The sequence below is a fragment of the Jiangella muralis genome, assembly GCF_001270745.1.
In the GTDB taxonomy this organism is placed as follows: Bacteria; Actinomycetota; Actinomycetes; order Jiangellales; family Jiangellaceae; genus Jiangella; species Jiangella muralis.
This window is the reverse complement of sequence record NZ_KQ434751.1, coordinates 151,438-174,950: the sequence shown is the minus strand read 5'-3', so window position 1 is coordinate 174,950 and position 23,513 is coordinate 151,438. Positions and strand designations below refer to the sequence as shown.

Here is a 23,513-nt window from a genome sequence, read left to right as displayed (position 1 = left end):
CTAGAGTCGAAGGTGTGTTGATCGCCGAAGACCTCCTGCTGCTGGCCTACGACGACGAAACCGGCAAGCCGGTCATCGACGGCACCCGGCTGGCGTACGGGCTGGCCGGTGCGCTGCTGCTGGAGCTGTCCGTCCTGGGCAAGGTGTCCGTCGCCGGGCCGGGCGAGGCGGTGAAGCGCGACCGGCTGGTCGTCCGCGACACCACTCCGGCCGGCGACGACGTCCTCGACCACGCGCTGGCCGAACTGGCCGACGATGAGGGCAAGAAACCGAAGAACGTGCTCGGCTCGCTGCGCAAGGGCCTGCGCGACCGCCTGCTGAACCGGCTCGCCGGGCGCGGGCTGCTGCGCCAGGAGTCCGGCACGGTGCTGGGCATCTTCCCGACGACGCGCTGGCCGGCCGCCGACGCGTCGCATGAGGCCGCCGTCCGGCAGCGGCTGCACGACGTGCTGATCACCGGCCTGGCGCCCGACCCTCGTACGGCCGCGCTGGTGTCGCTGCTGCTCGCCGTCGACGGCCTGCGCAAGGTGGTGCCGTCGGAGGACCGTCGCGCGGTGAAGCGGCGGGCGCAGGAGATCGCCGAGGGCGACTGGGCCGCCGACGCCGTCAAGAAGGCGGTCCAGGAGGTGCAGGCCGCGGTCACCGGCGCCATCCTGGCCGCGAGCTCCGCCGGTGCGGCCGGCAGCAGCTGACACCGGCTGGCTAGAGTGCGTCGGGTGACCGCCGACCTCGACGACCGCCTCGTCCGCGCCCGGGCCGCCGCTGCCGCCGCCGGGCTCGACGCCCTGCTGATCACGCCCGGCGCCGGGCTCCGGTACCTCACCGGCTACGACGCCAAACCGCTCGAACGGCTCACCTGCCTGGTGCTGCCGGTCGAGGGGACGGCGACGCTGCTGGTGCCCGCCCTGGAGCGGCCGGCCGCGCTGGCGTCCGGCGCCGGCTCGCTGCGGCTGGACATCCTGCCCTGGCAGGAGACCGACGACGCCGTCGCACTGGCCGCCGGGCTGCTGCCGGACGCGCGCCGGGTCGGGCTGGACGACCAGATGTGGGCGGAGAAGGCGCTGCGGTTCCGCGCCGCCATGCCCGCGGCCGAGCAGGTCGCCGCCCGCGCCGTCATGTCGTCGCTGCGGGCCCGCAAGTCAGCGGACGAGGTCGGCCTGCTGCGCGAGGCCGCCGCCGCCATCGACCGCGTCCACGCCCGGATGGGCGAGTGGCTGCGGGCCGGGCGCACCGAGGCCGAGGTCGGCCGCGACATCGCCGCGGCGATCATCGCCGAGGGGCACGAGTCCGTCGACTTCGTCATCGTCGCCGCCGGGCCCAACGGCGCCAGCCCGCACCATGAGACCAGCGACCGCGTCATCGCCGCCGGCGACCCCGTCGTCGTCGACATCGGCGGCACGACGGCGGCCGGCTACTGCTCCGACTCCACCCGGACGTACGCCGTCGGCTCGCCCTCGGCTGAGTTCCGCACGGCGTACGAGGCGCTGCGGGCGGCCCAGGAGGCCGCCGTGGCGCAGGTCCGGCCCGGCGTCACGGCCGAGTCGGTCGACGCGGCGGCGCGGGACGTGCTGGTGGCGGCCGGGCTGGGGGAGTACTTCATCCACCGCACCGGACACGGCATCGGGCTGGAGACGCACGAGGACCCGTACATCATCGCCGGCAACACCACGCCGCTGGAGCCGGGCATGGCGTTCTCCGTCGAGCCCGGGTTCTACCTGGCCGGACGGTACGGCGCGCGGATCGAGGACATCGTCGTCACGACCGAGGACGGCGTCGAGGCATTGAACCGGCGGCCGCGAGACCTCATGATCATGGATACGTGACCTTGCGGACATAACGCCGACATCGCTGCGCGCGAGCGTGGTCCGCGGACCCCCGTCCCGACCACCTCGAGGAGCGACATGGCGCCCACCCCACCGACCGACGCCGAGCTCGATGTCATGATCCGGGCCCGGCTCGCCGCCGTCGGCATCGACCTGGACCAGCTGCCGCCCGGCACCGCGCCCGACCCGGAGACCGGCGCGCCCGGCCAGGCCGCCGTCCTGGCGTCGCTGCGCGCGTTCGCGCGGTCGTCGCTGGCCGAGCTCAGCGCCTGGGTGCCGCCGGCCCCGTCCGGAACCCCCGCCGACCAGGCCGTCGAGCTGTCGCAGCAGGCGGCGCCGATGCTGTACCCGTCCATCAGCACCGCCTGGCGGGACGCATGAGCGCCGGTCCGCAGGACGTCCAGGTCGATCGCCGCTCGTTCGTCGCCCGGATGGCCGTGCTGTCCGCGGGCGCGGCCGTCGCCGGCACCGTCGGGCTGCCGCGGGTGGCGTACGGCGGGCCCGCCGCGGTCCGGAGCCGCACCGGGCCGCACCCGGACGCGTACACGCCGCCGCGCCCCGAGGCCCTCACGGACCCGGCCGAGCTGACCGTCGCGGAGGCGGCCTACCTGCTGCGGGCCGGGACGCTGCGGGCGGAGACGCTGCTGGAGGCGTACCTGGACCGCATCGGCGCGTTCGACGGCACCTACCAGGCGTTCAACCTGGTGCTGGGGGAGCAGGCGGCGGCCGCGGTGCGGGCGCTGCGGCGCGGGCACTACCACGGGCCGCTGCACGGGATCCCGCTGGCGATCAAGGACAACTACTACACCGAGGGCGTGGCGACGACGGCGAACTCGTTCGTCTTCGCCGGCTTCGTGCCGCCGTTCGACGCGACCGCGGTGGCCCGGCTGCGGTCGGCCGGCGGGATCGTGCTCGGCAAGACCCAGATGGGCCCGCTGGCGACCACCCGTGCGACCACGCCGTCCGGCGTCGTGACGACGGTGAACGCCTGGACGCCGGACGACCCGTCGACCAACCCGGGCGGCTCGTCGACCGGGACGGCGACCGCCGTGGCGGCACGGCTGGCGACGTCGGGGATCGGGACGCAGACCGGCGGCTCGATCACGGCGCCGTCGAATGCCCAGAACCTCACCGGCCTCAAGCCGACGATGGGCCGGGCGTCGCTGTACGGGATCGTGCCGCTGACCTACTCGCGCGACCATCCCGGCCCGCTGGCCCGCGACGCGAAGGACGCGGCGATCATGCTGGCCGCGATGGCCGGCCCCGACCCCGCCGACCCGCGCACGCAGGGGCTGCCGCCGGTGCCCGACCTCGTCGCGGCCGCCACGCCGGTGTACCGCGGGAAGCGGCTGACGGTGCGCTGGCCGACCCGGATCGGCGTCATCCCCGGGTACACGTCCGGTTCGAACGCGACGGCGGCGGCGCGGCGGGCGTTCCTGGACACCCTGGCCGGCGTCTCGGGCGTCTCCGTGGTGGACGTGACGCTGCCGGACGAGTGGGGCCTGCTGACCGGCCGCTTCAACGACGTCAGGCTGCCGGAGCGGGCCGAGCCGTTCGCGCCGTACCTGCGTCAGGACCTGCGGCTGTTCGGGGTGTCGCTGACCAGCTGGCTGCAGGGCGCGCTGGTGGGTGCGGACGAGTATGTGACCGGCCAGCGGGCCAAGCTGGTGCTGCTCACGCGGGTGCTCGATACGCTGTTCGCCCAATGCGACGTCGTGGTGCAGACGTCGCCGGTGCCGTTCGACATCATCGGGCTGCCGGAGCTGGCGCTGCCGATCGGCTTCTCCGCCGGCCTGCCGATCGGGACCATCCTGGGCGGCCGCCCGTACGCCGAGGACCGCCTGCTCGCCGTGGCGGCGGCGTACCAGGCGCTGACGGACTGGCACTGGCGGCGCCCGGCCGACCCGGTGGGCGCGGCCGCCGCCCGCGGCCCGGCGGCTGCCGCCCGTCCGCGGCTGACCGCTGCCGAGGCGGCCGAGCAGTCGCAGTGAGGAACCGCTGCCGGGCGCGCCGCGGCGCTTGGCTGGCTGGCTTCCGTTCAGCGCAGGTGACACCAGCGCCAACTGTTGGCGTTGGTGTCACCCGCCGCAACGGCAATGCCGCACCCGGGCGGCGTCGGCAGGCGGCCTGCTCGGGTGGCCGGTGGGGCGGCCCGCTCAGTCGGCTGGCGGGATGTTGTGGGTGAACCGGAACACGTTGTCCGGGTCGAGGCGGCCGAGCAGTCGCAATGAGGAACCGCCGCCGGGCGCGCCGCGGCGCTTGGCTGGCTGGCTTCCGTTCAGCTCGGGTGACACCAGCGCCAACTGTTGGCGTTGGTGTCACCCGCCGCAACGGCAATGCCGCACCCGGCCGGCGTCGGCAGGCGGCCTGCTCGGGTGGCCGGTGGGGCGGCCCGCTCAGTCGGCTGGCGGGATGTTGTGGGTGAACCGGAACACGTTGTCCGGGTCCCAGGTGCGCTTGACCTCGCGCAGCCGCTGCCAGGCGCCGTCGGAGAAGGCGGACCGCACCACCTCAGGGGTGGAGCCGGCGCCGACGAAGTTCAGCGCGCCGAACGGACGCGTGTGTGCCGCCAGCCCGGCGAACCCGTCGTCGAGGCGTTGCTGGACGGTGGCGCGCTGCTCGGGCGTCGCGGCCAGCGCGTTGGCCGCCGCGATGTACGGGGTGTCGCGGTGGGAGAGCGGGCTGTCCTGCTCCTTCGCCGCCGCGCCGCCGAGGTGCCGGATGTCGACGCCCGGGACCGGTGAACCCGGCGCCACCAGCTCGAGCAGCCCGTCGATGGCGGCGTCGGTCAGCCCGGCCACGCCGGTGCTGCGCCCGGACGTCGGCATGGGGTCGGTGGGCTCGCTGCCGGACAGCGCCGCCTCGAGGTACGTCTGCGGGCGGAAACCGCCCATGAGAGGCTCGCCGAGCGCCGCCAGCAGCGGCTCGAGCACCGACCCGTCGTCGCCGGCGATGGTGGCCCGGAGAGCGGCGACCTGCTGGCCACGCAGCGGCTCGGGCACCGCCGGGATGGGCGGGAACGTCATGACCATGACGGCGGACGTGACGTCGTCGGAGACCTGGCCGGTCCAGTCGGCCCACGCGCGCAGCACCTCGGCGGCCCGCGCGCCCGGGTACATCAGCGAGCCGTTGTGCACCGCCGGGACGTCGTAGAGCCGTACCTCCAGCGACGTGACGACGCCGAAGTTGCCGCCGCCGCCCTTGAGCGCCCACAGCAGGTCGGGGTTCTCGTCGTGGCTGGCCCGCACCAGCGAGCCGTCGGCCGTGACGACGTCGGCGGCGACCACGCTGTCGGCGGCGAAGCCGAAGCGGCGCATCAGCAGGCCGATGCCGCCGCCCAAGGTGTAGCCGACGGCGCCGACGGTGGGCGCGGTGCCGGACAGCCCGGCCAGCTGATGCGGCGCGGCCACCTCGAGGACGCCACGCCAGCGGGCGCCGGCGTCGATGCGGGCCACCTTGCGCCCGGGATCGACGTCGACCCCGGTGAGCCGCGTGACGTTGAGCAGCACGCCGTCGTCGTTGGGTCGCACCGCGCCGTGGCCGGAGGACTGGACCGAGAACGGCACGCCGTTCTCACGCGCCAGCCGGACCGCGGCCTGCACGTCGGCGGCGGTCTCGGCCACCACGACGACCGCGGGACGCTGGTCGATGGACAGGTTCCACGGCTGCCGCACGTCGTCGAAGCCGTCGTCGCCGGGCGCGTAGGCGCGGCCACCGAGGGTCGAGCGGAAACCGTCGAGGTCGATCATGGGACTCTCCATCCGAAGCAGTGATATCGGTGCCCGGGGTTACAGTCTGCCCGCCGGGTCCGACAACGGGACGGATGCAGCCGCGACGATGTGACAGTTAGCTGGTCAGCGCCGTGACGGCGAGGTCGGCATCGGCCTCGGACGAGTACAGGTGGAACGACACCCGCAGCCGGCCGCCGCGCACCGCCGCCCGCACCCCGGCCGCTTCCAGCCGCCGCTCGGCTCCGGGGACGTCCACCGACACGATCGCGGAGTCGCCCGGCGGCAGCCCCAGACCGGTCCGGAACCGGTTCGCCAGCCCGACGTTCCAGTCGTGGACGGCCTCGACGGTCACCGCGTCCAGCAGTTCCAGCGCCGGCGCCGCGCCGACCCACGAGAACCACGCCGGCGACAGGTCCAGCCGCCGGGCGTCGGACGCCAGCCGCAGCGGCGGCCCGTAGTACGACCCGTGCGGATCGTCGCCCGCCCACCATCCCGCCTGCGACGGCACCACCCGGGACCGCAGCTCCGCCGTCGTCACCAGGAACGCCGTACCCCGCGGCGACAGCTGCCACTTGTAGCCCCCGGCCACGAGGGCGTCGAATCGACGTGCGTCGATCGGCAGCCACCCCACCGCCTGGGTCGCGTCGGCGACGGTGACGGCGCCGGCCGCCCGCGCCGCGGCCAGCACGCCGTCGACATCCGCGACGATCCCGCTGGCGGACTGCACGACGCTGAACGCGACCACGTCGACGTCGGGCGTCACCGCCGCGGCCAGGCCCGCCGCCGGCATCGTCCGCACCTCGACGCCGCGATGCGCCTGCGCCAGCCACGGGAACAGCAGGGACGTGAAGTCCTCCTCGGGCGCCAGCACGACCGTCCCGTCGGGCACCGACGCCGCCAGCAGGCCGACCAGCTGCGACACCTGCGCGCCCGTCGTGACGTCGTGCTCGTCGGCCCGCACCAGCCGCGCGAACGCCGCCCGCGCCCGCGCCGTCGACTCGCCCCACCCCTCCCACGACACCCGCCCGTGCCGCCACTCGTCCAGCGCCTTCTGCAGCGCCGTCCACGCCGTCGACGGGGGCAGTCCGTAGCTCGCGGTGTTCAGCCAGCCCGGTTCGGGGGAGAAGAGGGAGCGTGCTGCGGCCAGGTCCATACCGACATCGTGCCAGCGTGGCGCGGACGCGGTACGAACGAGGTCGCCGCTAGAGTGCACACGTGGAGGACATCGACAGGAAGATCGTGGCGTTGCTGATGCGGGACGGCCGGATGAGCTACACCGATCTCGGCAAGTCCACCGGCCTGTCCACGTCGGCCGTGCACCAGCGGGTCCGCCGGCTCGAGGAGCGCGGTGTCATCCGCGGCTATTCCGTCGTCGTCGACCACGAGGCGGTCGGGCTGCCGCTGACGGCGTTCATCTCCATCAAGCCGATCGACCCCAGCCAGGCCGACGACTCGCCGGACCGGCTGGCCGGCGTGCCGGAGATCGAGGCCTGCTACTCCGTCGCCGGCGACGAGAGCTACATCCTCAAGGTGCGGGTCGGCCGCCCCGCCGACCTCGAGGACCTGCTGGCCCGCATCCGCTCGTCGGCGAACGTGACCACCCGCACCACCATCGTGCTGTCGACGCCGTACGAGAACCGCCCGATGACGGCCTGACGTGAACGGGGAGCTCGCGGCGATCACGGCCATGGCCGCGCACGGCTCACGGTGGCTGGCTACGCCCGGCACACAGCCGCCGCCCGAGCTGCTCGAAGCCAACTCGTGCTTCCGGTACGTCCGCCTTCTGAACGTCGATGTCGGGCGGCCAGGGATCCTGGGTCCTGGCAGGACGGCGCACGGCACCGCGGACTGGCTGGTGGCACTGCGCCGAGGCGGTGCCGACAGGCTCGTCCTGGTCAGCCGGCCACCGATGCCCGGCGCCCCTCCGCTCCAGGTCACGTCGGCCTTCGCCAACGGCGGGAGTTGGGGTCTGCTCGCCACCGGCGACGCGGCGGCACTCTGGACCATCGCGTGGACCGTCGGCGATCGCAACGCACCGGACTCACGGGTCTGGGACCTCGCCGCGACGAGCGGGCCCGCGCACGGGTGGCAGCCGGCTGTTCCGGCCGCCGACGCCGCCCGGTCGACGCTGCTGGCCGCTCTCGACGAGATCGGACGATTCGCCGAGGACGCCGGCCTGGGCGAATGGTCAGAGTGGTTCACCCGAGCACAGGCGCTGCTCGACGACGAGGAACCCGTGGCCCCATACCACGGTGACATCCTTCCGGAGCAGAGCCCACTCCAGCTCCGGCAGCTGGCCGCCGCGGCCGTTCAGGCGTGGGTGTTCGGAGGCATGGGGTCGTGGAACGACGTGTGGCTCGAGGACCAGGTGGCACGAACCTCCCATGAGCGACTGAGCCGCGCACTCTACGACGCCATCCTGACCGCTCTGACGGCGGCCGCCGGCCACCAATCCCCGAGCCGCGACGACGGCCTCAACTGAAGGCGCTCTGGCCGGTCAGGGCCTGGCCGATGACCAACTGGTGCACCTCGCTGGTGCCCTCGTACGTCAGCACCGACTCGAGGTTGTTGGCGTGGCGCAGCACCGGGTACTCCAGCGTGATGCCGTTGGCGCCGAGGATGGTGCGGCACTCGCGGGCGATGGCCAGCGCCTCCCGGACGTTGTTCAGCTTGCCGAGACTCACCTGCTCGGGCCGCAGCGTCCCCGCGTCCTTGAGCCGGCCGAGGTGCAGCGCGAGCAGGTAGCCCTTCTGCAGCTCCAGCGCCATGTCGGCCAGTTTGGCCTGGGTGAGCTGGAACGACGCCAGCGGCCGGTCGAACACCTCGCGCGTCTGCGCGTAGGAGATCGCCGCGGCCAGGCAGTCGCGGGCCGCGCCGAGCGCGCCGAACACGATGCCGAACCGGGCCTCGTTCAGGCACGACAGCGGGCCGCGCAGGCTGGACACCTCAGGCAGGACGGCCGACGCCGGCAGCCGGACGCCCTCCAGCACCAGCTCGCTGGTCACCGAGGCGCGCAGCGACAGCTTCTTGCCGATCTTCGGTGCGGTGAACCCGGGCGTCCCCGCCGGGACGAGGAAGCCGCGCACCTTGTCGTCGTCGCAGCGGGCCCAGACGACGGCGACGTCGGCGACGGAGCCGTTGGTGATCCACATCTTGGTGCCGTCGAGCACCCAGTCGTCGCCGTCGCGGCGGGCGCGGGTGCGCATGCCGGCCGGGTTCGAGCCGAAGTCGGGCTCGGTCAGCCCGAAGCAGCCGATCAGCTCGCCGGCCGCCATCCCCGGCAGCCAGTGCTGCTTCTGCTCCTCGGACCCGAACTTCCAGATCGCGAACATCGCCAGCGACCCCTGCACCGACACCAGCGACCGGACGCCGGAGTCGCCGGCCTCCAGCTCCATGCAGGCGAGGCCATACGAGACGGCGTTCGTGCCGGCGCAGCCGTACCCGGTGAGGTGCATGCCGAGCAGCCCGAGCTTCCCGGCCTCGAGGGCGAGCTCACGCACCGCGCTCTCGGACAGCCCGTCCTCGTACCAGTCCGCGATCGACGGGCGCACCCGGTCGTCGACGAAGTGGGCGACGGCGTCGCGCAGGTCGCGCTCCTCCTCGCTGAGCAGGTGATCGACGCTCAGCAGCTCCAGGGGCGAGGTCATGTCACTCCTTCTCGGCCAGCTCGACGGCGGCCGTCTCGATGTGGTGCTCGCCGAGCAGCACGTGGGTCGCGGCGTCACCTAGTGGCACGAAGCTGTCGTGGCTGGCGACGCGGGCGATGCGGCCGTCGTACCCAGACTCCACCAGCGCCGTGACGACCCCTTCGCCGACCCCGCCGGAGTGCCGGGTCTCGTCGGCCACCAGCACCTTCCCAGTGAGGTTCGCTTCGCGGACGATGTCCTCGACCGGCAGTGGCGCCAGCCAGCGCAGGTCCAGCACCTGGGCGCTGATGCGCCGCTCGGCCAGCCGCTGCGCGACCCGCAGGCTCATCGGCACGCCGTTGCCGAACGTGACGATGGTGAGATCAGAGCCCGCGCCGTGCAGACGAGCCCGGCCGATCGGCGCATGCTCGCCGGTGTCGGCCGCGAGCCAGCCGCCGTCGCCGTCCTGATGCAGGTCACGGGTGTGGTAGAGCGCGATCGGTTCGAGGAACGCCGACACCGTCCCGTCGACGGCGGCCGCGGCCAGGCAACTGCGCAGCATGGCCGCCGCGTCGTCGCCGCGGGACGGGCAGGCGACCACCAGGCCGGGGATGTCGCGCAGCACCGCGACGCCGTTGTCGTTGTGGAAGTGCCCGCCGAAGCCGCGCTGGTAGGCGAGCCCGGCGATGCGGACGACCAGCGGGTTGCGGTACTGCCCGGTGGAGAAGAACGCCAGCGACGCCGCCTCGCCGCGCAGCTGGTCCTCGGCGTTGTGCAGGTAGGCGAGGTACTGGATCTCCGGGACGGGGACCAGCCCGGCGAGCCCGGCGCCCAGCCCGAGGCCGAGGATCGACTGCTCGTCCAGCAGGGTGTCGAACACCCGGGCGCGACCGTGCTTGCGGGCCAGGCCACGGGTGACGCCGTACACGCCGCCCTTGCGCCCGACGTCCTCGCCGAACACGACCACCCGGCGGTCGCGCTCGAGGGCGGCCGACAGCGTCGCGTTGATCGACTCCGCCAGCGTCGCCGGCTGCTCCGCGCGGGCCTCGTCGTACAGGCCGGCGGCGGCCCGGGCGACGGCGTCGGGGGTGCGGGGGGCGAGCGGTGCGACGATCTCCGTCGCCGAGCCGAGCGTGCGGGCGCCCTCCAGGTCGTTCGCGACGGCGTCGACCTCGGCACGCAGCTCGCGGTAGCGGGCGATCAGCTCCGCCGGCGTCGCCGCTCCCGACCCGACCAGCGCGCGGGCGGTGCCGAGGATCGGGTCGCGGGCGTGGTCGGCGGCGATCTCGGCCGGCGTGCGGTAGCCGATCTCGGCGTCGCTGCCGGCGTGCCCGAGGTAGCGGACGGTGCGCAGGTGCAGGAAGGCGGGCTGGCGCTGCTCGCGGACGTAGCCGGCCGCCCGCCGCGCGGCGGTGAGCGCCGTCCGGGTATCCGCGCCGTCGGCCTGGACGTAGGTGAGGCCGGGCCGCGACCCGTAGGACGTCTCGATCCAGCCGGGCGGGGTCGGGACGGAGATGCCGATGCCGTTGTCCTCGCAGACGAACAGCACTGGCACCGGCAGCCCGCTGAACGCCGTGTTCAGCGCGGTGTTGATGGCGCCGACGGCGGTCGAGTGGTTCGCCGACGCGTCGCCGAACGAGCAGACCACGACCGCGTCGTCCGCCCAGGACGTGGGCACGCCGAGCCGGTGCGCCCGGTGCAGCGCGACCGCCAGCCCGACGGCGCGCGGCAGGTGCGAGGCGATGGTCGAGGTCTGCGGGACGATCGACAGCGCGGCGTGGCCGAACACCTTGTGCCGGCCGCCGGCGATCGGCTCGTCGGCGGCGCCCATGAGGCTCTGCAGCACGTCGCGCACCGGCGTCGAGCCGGGCACCTGGGCCGCCCGGGCGGCGTAGAAGCCGCCCGAGCGGTAGTGCAGCAGCGCCGGGTCGCTCGGCCGCAGCGCCGTCGCGACCACGGCGTTCGACTCGTGCCCGGCCGACCCGATGGTGTAGAAGCCGCGCCCCGCCGCCCGCAGCTCCCGCGCGACGACGTCCAGGTGCCGGCTGGTCACCTGGGCGTCGAAGATGCCGCGCAGGACGCCGTCGCTGTCGTCGCTCGCCGGTGCCGCCGCGGGCAGCGTCTCGATCGCCGTGAACAGCGCCTGCTCGAGCGCGGCCGGGGTGCTCACGACTCGTCGAGCCGGAAGCCGAGGTCGGCGTCGAGGTCGGCGACGTCCATCTGCGCCTTCTGCAGCCGGCCGGAGTAGTCCCAGTTGACGGACTGCCAGCGGGTGAACTGGTCGAGCACCCAGATGCCGGACTGCCGCGACCCGTTGCCGGACTTGCCGTTGCCGCCGAACGGCAGGTGCGCCTCGGCGCCGGACGTCGAGTTGTTGATGCTCACCATGCCGGCCGAGATGCCGCGCCGGAACGCGAACGCGTCGGCCGGGTTCGTCGTGTAGATGGAGCTGGACAGGCCGAAGCCGGGCGCGTTGGCGAGGTCGATGGCCTCGTCCAGCGTCCGGTAGGACGTGACGCCGACGATCGGGCCGAACGTCTCCTGGTCGAACAGCTCGTCGCCGGGCCGCACGCCGTCGACCACCACCGGGTGGTAGAAGATGCCCTTCGCCGGGTCGCCGACGAAGCCGGGGCGCGGGTTGCCGCTGGTGATGCGGCCGGTCGGCCCGTGCACGGTGTGCTGCGGCTGGACCCAGCCGAGGAACTTCTCGTACCGCTCGGCGAACTTCGCGTCGAGCAGCGGGCCCATCAGGACGTCCTGGCTCGGGTCGCCGACGGCGGCCGCGTCGACCGCCGCGGTGAACCGGCGCAGGAACTCGTCGTGCAGCGACTCGTGCACGATGACCGTCCCCAGCGACGTGCAGCGCTGGCCGGCCGTGCCGAAGCCGCTGAACAGCGCGCCCTCGACGGCGAGGTCGAGGTCGGCGCTCGGCGTGACGACCAGCGGGTTCTTGCCGCCCAGCTCGAGGCAGGCCGTCTGCAGGTGCCGGCCGGTGAGCGCGCCGATCTCGCGGCCCACCTCGGACGAGCCGGTGAAGCCGACCTTGTCGATGTAGCCCAGCTCCAGCGACTCCTGCAGGCCCGCGTAGGTCTCGGCGCCGTCGGCGTGCACCAGGTTGAACACGCCGTCGGGCAGCCCGCCGCCCTTCACGAACAGGTCGTAGAAGGCGTTGGAGACGACGGCGGAGTACTCGGCCGGCTTCCACACGATGGTGTTGCCGGTGAGCAGCGCCGGGACGATGTACCAGGACGGCACCGCGACCGGGAAGTTGCCGGCGGTGATGACGGCGACCGTGCCGACCGGGTTGCGGAACGTGAACAGCTGCTTGTCGGGCATCTCGCTGGGGACCGTCTGGCCGTACAGCCGGCGGCCCTCGCCCAGGAAGAAGTCGCAGGTGTCGACGATCTCGCGGACCTCGCCGAGCGCCTCGGCGTACGGCTTGCCGATCTCGCGGGTGACCAGCCGGGCCAGGCTCTCGGCGTTCTCCTCGACGACGCGGCCGATGTGCGCGATGGCCCGGCCGCGGACCGGAGCCGGGACGTCGGCCCAGGCCCGCTGGGCGTTGCGGGCGACGACGGCGGCGGCGGTGAAGATGCGCCCCGGTGCGAGGCTCACCTCACCGACGACGTCGTCGAGGTCCGCCGGGTTGAGGCTGGAGACGGTGCGGTCGCCGGGAACGGCCTGGCCGTCGACGACCGAGGTGACGGTACGGGTCACAGTGGTTCTGCTCCTCGGGTGCTCAGCGGGCGGACTGACGGGCGACGACGCGGCCGAACGCCGCGACAGCGAGGTCGATCTCATCATCGGTCACCGACAGGGCCGGACGGAAGCGGATCGCCCGCTCGCCGCACGGCAGCGCCAGGACCTGCTCGTTCTCGCGCAGGTCCGCGACGACCGCGTTCCGGGTGGCCGCGTCGGGCAGGTCGGCGGCGACCATGAGGCCGCGGCCGCGGACATTGCTGACGGCGCCGTCCGTCTCGGCGGCGACCGTGCGGAGGCCGGCGAGGAACCGTTCGCCCTTCGGACCGGCGGCCTCGATCAACCCGTCCTGCTCGATCAGCTCCAGCAGCCGGCGCGACCGGACCATGTCGACCAGCCCGCCGCCCCACGTCGAGTTGATGCGGCCGGACACCACGAACACGTTGTCGGCGACGTCGTCCACGCGACCGCCGGCCATGATGCCGCCGACCTGGACCTTCTTCGAGAACGCGACGATGTCGGGCTGCAGGCCGAGCTGCTGGTACGCCCACGCCGTGCCCGTCGTGCCGGTGCCCGTCTGCACCTCGTCGACGATGAACAGCGCGTCGTGCTCGTGCACCAGCGCCTGCATGGCCTGCAGGAACTCGGGGCGCATGTGGTTGTCGCCGCCCTCGCCCTGGATCGGCTCGCAGATGAACGCGGCGATGTCGTGCGGGTGGTCCGCGAAGGCCCGCCGGGCCTGGGCCAGGGCGTGGTCCTCGGCGCGCTGGACCTCGTCGAGGTGGTCCTCGAGCGGGAACGTGATGGCCGGGACGTCGATGCGCGGCCAGTCGAACTGCGGGAACCGGGCGGTCTTGTTCGGCTCGGTGTTCGTCAGCGACATGGTGTAGCCGCTGCGGCCGTGGAACGCCTTCGTCAGGTGCATGATCTTCGTGCCCAGCGCGGCGTCGCGGCCGTTGGCCTCGTTGTGCCGGCTCTTCCAGTCGAACGCGACCTTGAGCGCGTTCTCGACGGCGAGCGCGCCGCCCTCGACGAAGAACAGGTGCGGCAGCCGCGGGTCGCCGAGCACGCGCGCGAACGTCTCGGTGAACTCGGCGAGGTGCACCGAGTAGACGTCGGAGTTGGCCGGCTTGTTCGCCGCCACCCGCGCCAGCAGCTCCATGAACGCCGGATCGTCGACCAGCCCGGGCGGATTGCACCCCAGCGGCGCGGACGCGAAGAACGTGTACAGGTCGAGGTACCGCCTCCCGTCCCGCGCGTCGACCAGCCAACTGCCCTGACTGGCATCGGTGTCGAGGACGAGCTTGAAGCCGTCCGTGAGCAGGTGCCTGCCCAGAACCGCGTGGACCTCGCCGGCGGCGATGGTGAGCTGTTCGGCCACGATCGGTGAACCTCCTCGAACCCGGGTACGGTGACAGAAGACGTCCCTCGTGAGGCTCGCCTTGACGTAATTCTTGCGTTGATTGTTCGTTAGAGCAAGAAGACATCCCGTCCCGGTTCGTCCGGAGGTGAGGGGTTGATTCCCGCCCCACGCCGCCGACCGGCCTGCTCACTCCGGCGGCAGCACCCGCACGTCGGCCCCCTCGACGGCCTCGGGCGGCAGGGCGAACGCCAGCAACTCGCGCCCCTCGGCCTCGACGTCGGCGACCTCGGACGCGGACAGCGGGCGGTACGGCGTGACCGTCAGCACGCCGTCCTCGAGCCGCCACCAGCCGGCCACCTCGCCGTCGACCAGCAACGCGTGCGGCACGACGCCGTTGCGGCGGTTCATGCGCTTGCGGGTGACGTCGTCGATGACGCGGGTGCGGTCGGCGTGGGAGCGCAACACGTTGTCGAAGTCGGGCAGGAAGCGGACCGGCGCCGGAACGTCGGCGCCGGGGCGGGGCGCGTCGGGGAGGTCGAAGAGCTCGCGGCCGGACTCGTCGCGGAACGCCCGCAGCGACGGGCGCAGCTCGTCGACGACGGCGCGCAACCGGGTCAGGCCGCACCACGTCTGCAGGTCGGCCACCGACGCCGGCCCGAAGGCGCCCAGATAGCGCCGCACCCACTCGGACGGCGGCACCGACCCATCAAGCGGCCGGCCGAGCCAGCGCTCGACCGTGGTCAGCCGGGTCTGCCCGCTCTGCCCCCACACGGCCCGCGGCGGCACCTGGACCAGCACCAGCAGGGCCCGCGCCGCGTGCGCCAGGTGGGCGGCGCCCGCGGACGGCCACGACGGCGTCAGCAGCGCGCCCAGCTCGGCCATGGTGCGCGGCTCGGCGTCGACCAGCTCGCGCGCGGCGGCGGCGACCGCCTCGACGTCGACGCCGGCGAGTGACTTGGCGTGCTCGGCGTTGGTGCGAAGGTCGGCGACGTAGAGCGGCTGCACCCACGGCCGCAGCGACAGCGCGTCGGGCACGGACAGCAGATGAATGGTGCCGCGCTGCGCCGCGATGCGCACCACCGACCGGTCGAGCAGCGGGCCGGCGAGCGCGGACGGCTCGAACCCGCGCAGCCGGGACCACAGCTGGTAGTACGGCGAGAACGGCTGCTGCGCCTGCAGGCCGCCGAGATGCTCGACGACCGAGAGCACGGAACGATCGGCGCGCGCGAGCAGCAGCTGCCGGGCCAGGGTGGCGCGGCCCAGCTGGCGGCGGGTCAGGACGTCGGACATGGACCTACCCTCTCGCGACCCACCGACAAGGTCGCCCCGCGAGGCAGGGAGAATCGGCGGGGTGACGACGACGCTCTACCGCAACGGCCGCATCCACAGCCCCGCCGACCCGTTCGCCACCGCGATGCTGGTGGTGGACGAGACTGTCGCCTGGGTGGGCGCGGACGGCGCCGCGCGGACCCACCTGGACGCGGCCGACGAGGTCGTCGATCTGGGGGACGCGCTGGTCGCGCCCGCGTTCGTCGACGCGCACGTGCACCTGACGGAGACCGGCCTGGCCCGCGACGGGCTCGACCTCACCGCAGCGACCGGACGGACGGCGCTGCTCGACCTGGTCGCGCGACGGTCGAAGGAACGACCGGGCGAGGTCGTCCTCGGCTTCGGCTGGGAGGAGGACGGCTGGCCGGACGGCGGCGCGCCCACCCCCGGCGAGCTCGACCAGGCGAGCAACGGCACGCCCGTCTACCTCGCCCGCCGCGACGTCCACACGGCCGCCGTCTCCGGCACGCTGCTCGCCGCCGACCGCTCCATCGCCCGCGCCGACGGCTACGACGCGGGCCTGGTCCGCCGCGACGCCCACCACCGGGCCCGCCAGGCGGCCCGCTCCGCCGTCCCCGCGGGGCGGATGGCCGAGCTGCGCGAGCAGGCGCTGCGGCACGCCGCGTCGCTGGGCATCGGCGCCGTGCACGAGATCGGTTCGCCGCTCATCAGCGACCCCGCCGACTTCACCGCCGTCCTCGCACTCGGCGCCACGCCCGGTCTGCCGGACGTCATCGGCTACTGGGGCGCGACGGCGGTCGGCGAGGCGCAGGCGCTCGGCGCGGCGGGCGCGGCCGGCGACCTCAACCTGGACGGCTCGATCGGCTCGCGCAGCGCCCGGCTCTCCGCCCCCTACGCGGACGCACCGGGAGAACGTGGCCGGGCCTACCTCGATCTGGAGACCGCCACGGAGCACGTCGTCGCGTCCACCCGGGCCGGCATCCAGGCCGGCTTCCACTGCATCGGCGACGAAGCGGTCCGGACGGCCGTCCAGGCCATCGCGGCCGCCGCCGAGGTGTGCGGGCTGGCCGCGGTCGTGGGGTCGCGGCATCGGCTGGAGCACGTCGAGATGATCGACGACCTGCTGATCGCCGAGCTGGCCCGCCTCGGCGTCGCCGCCAGCGTGCAGCCGGCGTTCGACGCACTGTGGGGCGGCCCGGACGGCATGTACGTCGAGCGGCTCGGCCCGGCGCGCGGCGTGGCGCTGAACCCGTTCGCCGCGATGGCGCGGGCCGGGGTCCTGCTCGCGTTCGGCTCCGACTCGCCGGTGACGCCGCTGGCCGGCTGGGAGACGGTGCGCGCGGCGTCGCAGCACCGGACACCGTCGCAGCGCATCAGCGCCCGCGCGGCGTTCTCGGCCGCGACGAGGGGCGGCTGGCGGGCCGCGCGGGTCGAGGACGCGGGCGTGCTGGCGCCCGGTATGCGGGCGTCCTTCGCCGTCTGGGAGGTCCCGTACGAGCTGGTCGTCCAGGCGCCGGACGAGCGGGTCGCGGCCTGGTCGACGGATCCGCGGGCCGGCGTGCCGGGGCTGCCGGACCTCTCGCCGGACGTGCCGCTGCCGCGCTGCCTGCGCACGGTCGTCCGCGGCCGCACCGCGTACGCGGACCCGGGGACTTAAGCGATCGATTAGGTCGCCGTTGACATCCCCGCGATCCGGGCGTGTGCTGATTCCATCAGCACGGGACGAGGGGGTCCGGCATGCAGGTACCCGCGCCGTTCGAGTACGAGCGAGCCACCAGCGTCGATCACGCCATCGGCCTGCTGGAACGACTGGGCAGCAGCGCCCGCCTGGTGGCCGGCGGCCACAGCCTGCTGCCGATGATGAAGCTGCGCCTGGCGAACTTCGAGTACCTCATCGACATCAACGACCTGCACGATGAGCTCGGCTACGTCGAGGTGAGGCACGACGAGATCCGCATCGGGGCGCTGACCCGGCACCGTGAACTGCTCGAGTCCGACGAGCTCGCGGAGGCCTTCCCGATCTTCCGCGACGCCGAGAAGGTGATCGCCGACCCGGTGGTGCGGAACTGGGGGACGCTCGGCGGGTCGCTGTGCCAGGCGGACCCGTCCGAGGACCTGTCCGCGGTGTGCACGACGGTCGGCGCACGCTGCGTCATCCGCGGCCGCGACGGTGAGCGGGTCGTCTCGATGACGGAGTTCCACCGCGGCCCGTACGAGACCGCCGTCGGCGACGACGAGATCCTCACCGAGATCAGGTTCCCGGTGCGCGGGGGCGGCGGCAGCGCGTTCGAGAAGGTCGAGCGGCGGGCCGGCGACTGGGCGGTCGTCTCCGCCGGCGCCGCGGTCTGGCTCGACGCGGACGGGCGCATCGCCGACGCCCGGGTCGGGCTGGCCGCCGTCGGCCCGAACACGACGGGCCTGCCGGAGATCTCCGCGGCCCTCACCGGCCGCGACCCTTCGGAGGAGCTGTACGACGAGGCCGGCCGGCTCGCCGCCCAGGGCTGCCGCCCGGACACCGACATGCGCGGCAGCGAGGAGTACAAGCGGCACCTCGCCGGTGAGCTGACGAAACGGGCGCTGCGCCGGTCGGTCGAGCGCGCGCGGGAAAGGGGCTGACATGCAGGTCTCGATGACGGTGAACGGCGAGGAGGTCACGCGCGAGATCGAGGGCCGGCTGCTGCTGGTGCACTTCCTGCGCGACGTGCTCGGCCTGACGGGCACGCACTGGGGCTGCGACACCAGCAACTGCGGCACCTGCGTCGTCTGGGTCGACGAGAAGCCGGTGAAGTCGTGCACCATGCTCGCAGCGATGGCCGGCGGCCACGAGGTCCGCACCGTCGAGGGGCTCGCGCAGAACGGCGAGCTGGACCCCGTCCAGCGCGGCTTCATGGAGTGCCACGGCCTGCAGTGCGGCTTCTGCACCCCCGGCATGATGATGACGGCGCGCGCCCTGCTGAACGAGAACCCGGACCCGTCGCCGGACGAGATCCGCGAGGCGATCAGCGGCCAGATCTGCCGGTGCACCGGCTACGCCACCATCGTCCGATCGGTCCGCTGGGCGGCGGCGTACGAGGCGGACCGCGCCGAGGCGCCCGCGGCCACCACCACCGGAGGTGCGCCGTGACCACCGTCGACGATCACAAGCCGGCCGGCTTCGAGGACAACGACCAGCACCCGGTCGGGCACGGCCGCATGCTGCGCAAGGAGGACCCGCGGTTCGTCCGCGGCCGCGGCAACTACGTCGACGACGTCCAGCTGCCGGGCATGCTGCACCTGGCCATCCTGCGGGCGCCGGTCGCGCACGCGCGGCTGGTCAGCATCGACACCACCGCCGCCGAGGCGCACCCGAAGGTGAAGGCCGTCGTCACCGGCGCCACGCTGGAGGGCCTGAAGCTGGCCTGGATGCCCACGCTGTCCAACGACGTCCAGGCCGTCCTGGTGACGGACAAGGTGCGGTTCCAGGGCCAGGAGGTCGCGTTCGTCGTGGCCGAGGACCGCTACTCCGCCCGCGACGCGCTGGAGCTGATCGAGGTCGAGTACGACATCCTCGACCCCGTCGTCGACGTCCGCCGCGCGCTGGAAGAAGGCGCGCCGGTCATCCGCGACGACATCGAGGGCAAGACCGACAACCACTGCTTCGACTGGGAGACCGGCGACGCCGCCGCCACCGAGGCGGTGTTCGCGACGGCGGACGTCGTCGTCGAGCAGGACCTCGTGTACCCGCGCGTGCACCCGGCGCCGATGGAGACCTGCGGCGCGGTGGCCGACTTCGACCCGGTCGAGGGCCGGTTGACGCTGTGGTCGACCACCCAGGCGCCGCACGCGCACCGGACGCTGTACGCGATCGTCGCCGGGCTGCCGGAGCACAAGATCCGGGTCATCTCGCCGGACCTCGGCGGCGGATTCGGCAACAAGGTGCCCATCTACCCGGGGTACGTGTGCGCGGTCGTCGGCTCGATCGTCACGGGCAAGCCGGTGAAGTGGATGGAGGACCGGTCGGAGAACCTGGTGAGCACCGGGTTCGCCCGCGACTACGTCATGCGTGGTGAGATCGCCGCCACCCGCGACGGCCGCATCCTCGGCATCCGCACCCACGTCCTGGCCGACCACGGCGCGTTCAACGGCACGGCGGCGCCGGTGAAGTACCCGGCCGGCTTCTTCGGCGTCTTCACCGGCAGCTACGACCTCGAGGCCGCCTACTGCCACATGACAGCCGTCTACACGAACAAGGCGCCCGGCGGCGTCGCGTACGCGTGCTCGTTCCGCATCACCGAGGCCGTCTACCTCGTCGAGCGGATCGTCGACTGCCTCGCCGCCGAGCTGGCGATGGACCCGGTGGAGCTGCGGCTGAAGAACTTCATCAAGCCCGAGCAGTTCCCTTACACGACGAAGACCGGCTGGGTGTACGACTCCGGCAACTACGAGCCGACCATGCGCGAGGCGATGCGGCTGGCCGGCTACGAGCAGCTGCGCCGCGAGCAGGCGGAGAAGCGGGCCCGCGGCGAGCTGATGGGCATCGGCGTCTCGTTCTTCACCGAGGCCGTCGGCGCCGGGCCGCGCAAGCACATGGACATCCTCGGCCTCGGCATGGCCGACAGCTGCGAGCTGCGGGTGCACCCGACCGGGAAGGCCGTGGTCCGGCTGTCGGTGCAGAGCCAGGGTCAGGGGCACGAGACGACGTTCGCGCAGATCGTCGGCGAGGAGCTGGGTATCCCGCCCGCCGACGTCGACGTCGTCCATGGCGACACCGACAACACGCCGTTCGGCCTGGGCACCTACGGCAGCCGCTCCACGCCCGTGTCGGGCGCCGCGGCGGCGCTGGTGGCCCGGAAGGTGCGGGACAAGGCCCGCATCGTCGCGTCCGGCATGCTCGAGGTGTCCGCCGACGACCTCATCTGGGACAAGGGGTCCTTCCACGTCGCCGGCGACCCGAGTGCCGCGGTGACCATCCAGGACATCGCCATGCGGGCGCACGGCGCCGGCGACCTGCCCGAGGGGTACGAAGGCGCGTTGGAGGCGCAGATCACCTACAACCCACCGAACCTCACCTACCCGCACGGCGCCTACATCTGCGTCGTGGACGTCGATCCGGGGACCGCGCAGGTGAAGGTGCGCCGGTTCGTCGCCGTCGACGACTGCGGCACCCGGATCAACCCGATGATCATCGAGGGCCAGGTCCACGGCGGCCTCACCGACGGTGTCGGCATGGCGCTGATGGAGATCATCGCGTTCGACGAGGACGGCAACTGCCTCGGCGGGTCCCTGATGGACTACCTGCTGCCCACCGCGATGGAGGTGCCCGACTGGGAGACCGGCTTCACCGTGACGCCGTCGCCGCACCATCCGATCGGCGCCAAGGGCGTGGGGGAGTCGGCGACGGTGGGTTCGCCACCGGCCATCGTCAACGCCGTCGTCGACGCGCTCGCGCCGTTCGGCGTCCGGCACGCCGACATGCCGCTGACCCCGTCGCGGGTCTGGGACGCCATGCGCGGCCAGGCCCGCCCGCCGATCTGACGGAGCCGGCCGTGACCACCGCGATCGAGGACCGGGCCGTCGAGCTGCTCGCCGGCCGGATCCCGTTCGTCCACGCGACCGTGGTCCGCGCCCAGGTCCCGGCCTCGGCGCGGGCCGGCGACGACGCCATCATCCTGGCCGACGGCACGATCGAGGGGTTCGTCGGCGGGCAGTGCACCGAGAACTCGGTGCGGGCCGCCGCGCTCGGCGCCATCCGCGACGGCGAGAGCGTGCTGCTGCGGGTGCTGCCGGAGAACGCGGGGGCGTTTCCGGAGACACCCGGTGCACGCGTTGTCGTCAACCCGTGCCTGTCCGGAGGCGCGATGGAGATCTTCCTGCAGCCACGGCTGCCGCGACCGCTGGTGCGGGTCGTCGGCGGCTCGCCGATCGCCGCCGCGCTGGTCGAGCTGGGCGCGGCGCTCGGGTTCGAGATGGTGCGGGCCGAGTCTCCGGTGCCGCCGACGGCGCTGGTGCTCGCCGGCCACGGCGGCGACGAGCCGGCCGCCATCCGGGCCGCGCTGGACGCCGGCGTCGGGTGGATCGGGCTGGTCGCGAGCCCGCGGCGGGGCTCCGGCGTGCTCGCCGAGCTCACCCTCACCGACGAGGAACGGGCCCGTATCAGCACGCCGGCCGGGCTGGACATCGGCGCACGGACGGCGGCGGAGATCGCGCTGTCGATCCTCGCCGAGATCGTGCAGGAGGTGCGGGCCGGGCGGCTGGCCGTGCCGGCGCGGGAGGAGACGGCGGCCACAGCGCCGCGGGAAGCCGTCGACCCGGTCTGCGGCATGACCGTCGTCGTCGGGCCGGACACCCCGCACCTGGTCGTCGACGGCGAGGACGTCTGGTTCTGCGGGCCGGGCTGTCGCGACCGGTACGCCCGGACGGCGGGGAGGTAGCGCTTGTTCGCCGACCCCGACGAGGTGCGGCGCCGGCTCGACCGCGTCGACTACCTGGTGGATGACGGCACGGCCACCGCGATCTACTTCGCCGTCGAACTCGGGCAGCCGCTACTGCTGGAGGGCGAGCCGGGGGTCGGCAAGACCACCGCCGCGAAGGCGCTCGCACGGGTGCTGGACGCGCCGCTGCTGCGGCTGCAGTGCTACGAGGGCCTGACCGCCGGCGAGGCGCTCTACGAGTGGAACTACCAGCGGCAACTGCTGGCCATCAGGCTGTCCGAGTCGCGGCACGAGCGTCTCACCGACGCCGACCTGTTCACCGAGGAGTTCCTGCTCGAGCGGCCGATCCTGGCCGCCGTCCGCGCCACCGGGCCGGACCCGCCGGTACTGCTCATCGACGAGATCGACCGCGCCGACGACGAGTTCGAGGCGCTGCTGCTGGAGTTCCTCGGCGAGGCCTCGGTGACCGTCCCGGAGCTGGGTACCTACACCGCGGTGCACCCGCCCGTCGTGGTCCTGACGTCGAACCGCAGCCGCGAGTTGCACGACGCCCTGCGCCGGCGCTGCCTCTACCACTGGATCGACTTCCCGGCGCCGGAACGGGCCGCCGAGATCCTGCGCCGGACGGTGCCGTCGGCCAACGAGCCGCTGATCGGGTCCACCAGCCAGTTCATCGGCCGCGTCCGCACACTCGACCTGGACAAGGCGCCCGGAATGGCCGAGACCATCGACTGGGTGGCCGCGTTGTCGTCGATCGGCGCGACCGACCTCGTCCGGGCCGACGCCGTGCGTACGCTGTCGGCCATCGCGAAGACCCCGGACGACCGCCAGACCATCGCGGCGGCGTTCGAGGAGCTGGCGTGAACCGGTGACAGGAGGGATCCATGCAGATCGACAACGAGTTCACCGTCGGCGTGCCGGTCGAGCGGGCCTGGGAGGTGCTCACCGACCTCGAGGGCATCGCGCCATGCATGCCGGGCGCCCAGCTCACCGGCCGTGACGGCGACGTCTACCAGGGCAAGGTGCGGGTCAAGGTCGGGCCCGTCGTGTCCGAGTACGCCGGCACCGCGACGTTCGTCGAGAAGGACGACGCCGTCCACCGCGCCGTCATCAGCGCGTCCGGCCGCGACTCCCGCGGCGCCGGCAACGCCTCCGCCCAGATCGTCGCCCAGCTCCGGCCCGACGGCGACTCGACGGTCGTCACGGTCGACACCGACCTGCGGATCAGCGGAAAGATCGCCCAGCTGGGCCGCGGCATGATCAAGGAGGTGTCGACGAAGCTGCTCGGCCAGTTCGTCGAGTGCCTGGAGGGGAAGCTGGGCGCCGCGCCGGCGGCTCCGGCGGCCGCTGCTGAGCCGGTCGCCGGGCCGGTCGCGCCGCCGACGCCGCAGGAGCCGAAGCCGGTCGCGCAGCCCGAGCCGACGCCGGCCTCGTCCCGACCGGAGGCGGCGGAGCCCGAGCCGCTGGACATCATGGGCGTCGCCGGCGGCTCGATCGCCCGCCGGGCGGTGCCGCTGGTGCTCGTCCTCATCGCGCTGGTCGGCCTGGTGCTGTACCTGGCCAGCCGCTGA

The 23,513-nt window shown here is 73.5% G+C and carries 20 protein-coding genes; 13 read left to right on the top strand and 7 right to left on the bottom strand.

Going from position 1 to position 23,513, the window contains the following annotated elements; all coding sequences use genetic code 11:
- Positions 1-14 precede the first annotated feature (14 nt).
- The 4 genes from ACW62_RS34605 to ACW62_RS00740 all read left to right on the top strand — a co-directional run bounded on the left by ACW62_RS34605 (position 15) and on the right by ACW62_RS00740 (position 3,814).
- Entirely contained in the window at positions 15-692 is a 678-nt protein-coding gene (locus tag ACW62_RS34605) for a GOLPH3/VPS74 family protein (protein ID WP_053202173.1), read from the top strand.
- Between the two features lie 24 nt (positions 693-716).
- Positions 717-1,823: a M24 family metallopeptidase gene (locus tag ACW62_RS00750; RefSeq protein ID WP_083458988.1), complete on the top strand. Its 1,107-nt coding sequence runs from the start codon at positions 717-719 to the stop codon at positions 1,821-1,823.
- A gap of 78 nt (positions 1,824-1,901) precedes the next feature.
- The gene (locus ACW62_RS00745; RefSeq protein WP_053202171.1) at positions 1,902-2,204 is read left to right on the top strand and encodes a hypothetical protein; all 303 of its coding nucleotides are present in this window, start codon (positions 1,902-1,904) and stop codon (positions 2,202-2,204) included.
- Complete coding sequence (locus ACW62_RS00740) at positions 2,201-3,814, top strand: amidase (RefSeq protein WP_053202170.1); 1,614 nt, start codon at positions 2,201-2,203, stop codon at positions 3,812-3,814. The genes ACW62_RS00745 and ACW62_RS00740 overlap by 4 nt, the downstream gene beginning before the upstream one ends.
- A 405-nt stretch (positions 3,815-4,219) precedes the next feature.
- Here ACW62_RS00740 and ACW62_RS00735 read toward each other — a convergent pair whose 3' ends face one another.
- Both ACW62_RS00735 and ACW62_RS00730 read right to left on the bottom strand, forming a co-directional pair.
- Positions 4,220-5,572 carry an FAD-binding oxidoreductase gene (locus tag ACW62_RS00735; protein ID WP_053202169.1) on the bottom strand — a complete coding sequence of 451 codons (1,353 nt, stop codon included), beginning with the start codon at positions 5,570-5,572 and terminating at the stop codon, positions 4,220-4,222.
- 97 nt (positions 5,573-5,669) lie between these two features.
- Positions 5,670-6,707: an aminotransferase class V-fold PLP-dependent enzyme gene (locus ACW62_RS00730; RefSeq protein WP_053202168.1), complete on the bottom strand. Its 1,038-nt coding sequence runs from the start codon at positions 6,705-6,707 to the stop codon at positions 5,670-5,672.
- Positions 6,708-6,769: 62 nt separating this feature from the next.
- Here ACW62_RS00730 and ACW62_RS00725 point away from each other — a divergent pair, with 62 nt between their 5' ends.
- Both ACW62_RS00725 and ACW62_RS00720 read left to right on the top strand, forming a co-directional pair.
- Positions 6,770-7,210 (top strand): Lrp/AsnC family transcriptional regulator, encoded by a 441-nt coding sequence (locus ACW62_RS00725; RefSeq protein ID WP_053202167.1) that lies wholly within the window; start codon positions 6,770-6,772, stop codon positions 7,208-7,210.
- Between the two features lies 1 nt (position 7,211).
- The gene (locus tag ACW62_RS00720) at positions 7,212-8,036 is read left to right on the top strand and encodes a hypothetical protein (protein WP_053202166.1); all 825 of its coding nucleotides are present in this window, start codon (positions 7,212-7,214) and stop codon (positions 8,034-8,036) included.
- Here ACW62_RS00720 and ACW62_RS00715 read toward each other — a convergent pair.
- From ACW62_RS00715 to ACW62_RS00695, 5 genes are all read right to left on the bottom strand, one after another.
- Positions 8,029-9,201: an acyl-CoA dehydrogenase family protein gene (locus ACW62_RS00715; protein WP_053202165.1), complete on the bottom strand. Its 1,173-nt coding sequence runs from the start codon at positions 9,199-9,201 to the stop codon at positions 8,029-8,031. The genes ACW62_RS00720 and ACW62_RS00715 overlap by 8 nt on opposite strands.
- A 1-nt stretch (position 9,202) precedes the next feature.
- On the bottom strand, positions 9,203-11,350 hold the full coding sequence (locus ACW62_RS00710) for a thiamine pyrophosphate-dependent enzyme (RefSeq protein ID WP_053202164.1): 2,148 nt from the start codon (positions 11,348-11,350) through the stop codon (positions 9,203-9,205).
- The gene (locus ACW62_RS00705; RefSeq protein ID WP_053202163.1) at positions 11,347-12,897 is read right to left on the bottom strand and encodes an aldehyde dehydrogenase family protein; all 1,551 of its coding nucleotides are present in this window, start codon (positions 12,895-12,897) and stop codon (positions 11,347-11,349) included. Before ACW62_RS00705 ends, ACW62_RS00710 begins: the two co-directional genes overlap by 4 nt.
- A gap of 22 nt (positions 12,898-12,919) precedes the next feature.
- On the bottom strand, positions 12,920-14,260 hold the full coding sequence (lat, locus tag ACW62_RS00700) for an L-lysine 6-transaminase (RefSeq protein ID WP_053202162.1): 1,341 nt from the start codon (positions 14,258-14,260) through the stop codon (positions 12,920-12,922).
- Positions 14,261-14,428: 168 nt separating this feature from the next.
- Positions 14,429-15,532, bottom strand: coding sequence for a winged helix DNA-binding domain-containing protein (locus ACW62_RS00695; protein WP_053202161.1), 1,104 nt, complete (start codon positions 15,530-15,532; stop codon positions 14,429-14,431).
- 61 nt (positions 15,533-15,593) lie between these two features.
- Between ACW62_RS00695 and ACW62_RS00690 the strand changes: the two genes are divergently transcribed.
- From ACW62_RS00690 to ACW62_RS00660, 7 genes are all read left to right on the top strand, one after another.
- Positions 15,594-17,189, top strand: a complete 1,596-nt coding sequence (locus ACW62_RS00690) for an amidohydrolase (protein ID WP_240477189.1) — start codon at positions 15,594-15,596, stop codon at positions 17,187-17,189.
- 80 nt (positions 17,190-17,269) lie between these two features.
- Positions 17,270-18,148 (top strand): FAD binding domain-containing protein, encoded by an 879-nt coding sequence (locus tag ACW62_RS00685; RefSeq protein WP_053202160.1) that lies wholly within the window; start codon positions 17,270-17,272, stop codon positions 18,146-18,148.
- Position 18,149: 1 nt separating this feature from the next.
- Complete coding sequence (locus ACW62_RS00680; RefSeq protein ID WP_053202159.1) at positions 18,150-18,656, top strand: (2Fe-2S)-binding protein; 507 nt, start codon at positions 18,150-18,152, stop codon at positions 18,654-18,656.
- On the top strand, positions 18,653-21,046 hold the full coding sequence (locus ACW62_RS00675) for an aerobic carbon-monoxide dehydrogenase large subunit (protein ID WP_053202158.1): 2,394 nt from the start codon (positions 18,653-18,655) through the stop codon (positions 21,044-21,046). The genes ACW62_RS00680 and ACW62_RS00675 overlap by 4 nt, the downstream gene beginning before the upstream one ends.
- An 11-nt stretch (positions 21,047-21,057) precedes the next feature.
- Positions 21,058-21,942 carry an XdhC family protein gene (locus ACW62_RS00670; RefSeq protein ID WP_083458982.1) on the top strand — a complete coding sequence of 295 codons (885 nt, stop codon included), beginning with the start codon at positions 21,058-21,060 and terminating at the stop codon, positions 21,940-21,942.
- Positions 21,943-21,945: 3 nt separating this feature from the next.
- Positions 21,946-22,806 carry an AAA family ATPase gene (locus tag ACW62_RS00665; RefSeq protein ID WP_053202157.1) on the top strand — a complete coding sequence of 287 codons (861 nt, stop codon included), beginning with the start codon at positions 21,946-21,948 and terminating at the stop codon, positions 22,804-22,806.
- A 20-nt stretch (positions 22,807-22,826) separates the two neighbouring features.
- A complete protein-coding gene (locus ACW62_RS00660; protein ID WP_053202156.1) occupies positions 22,827-23,513 on the top strand; it encodes an SRPBCC family protein in 687 nt (228 codons plus the stop codon).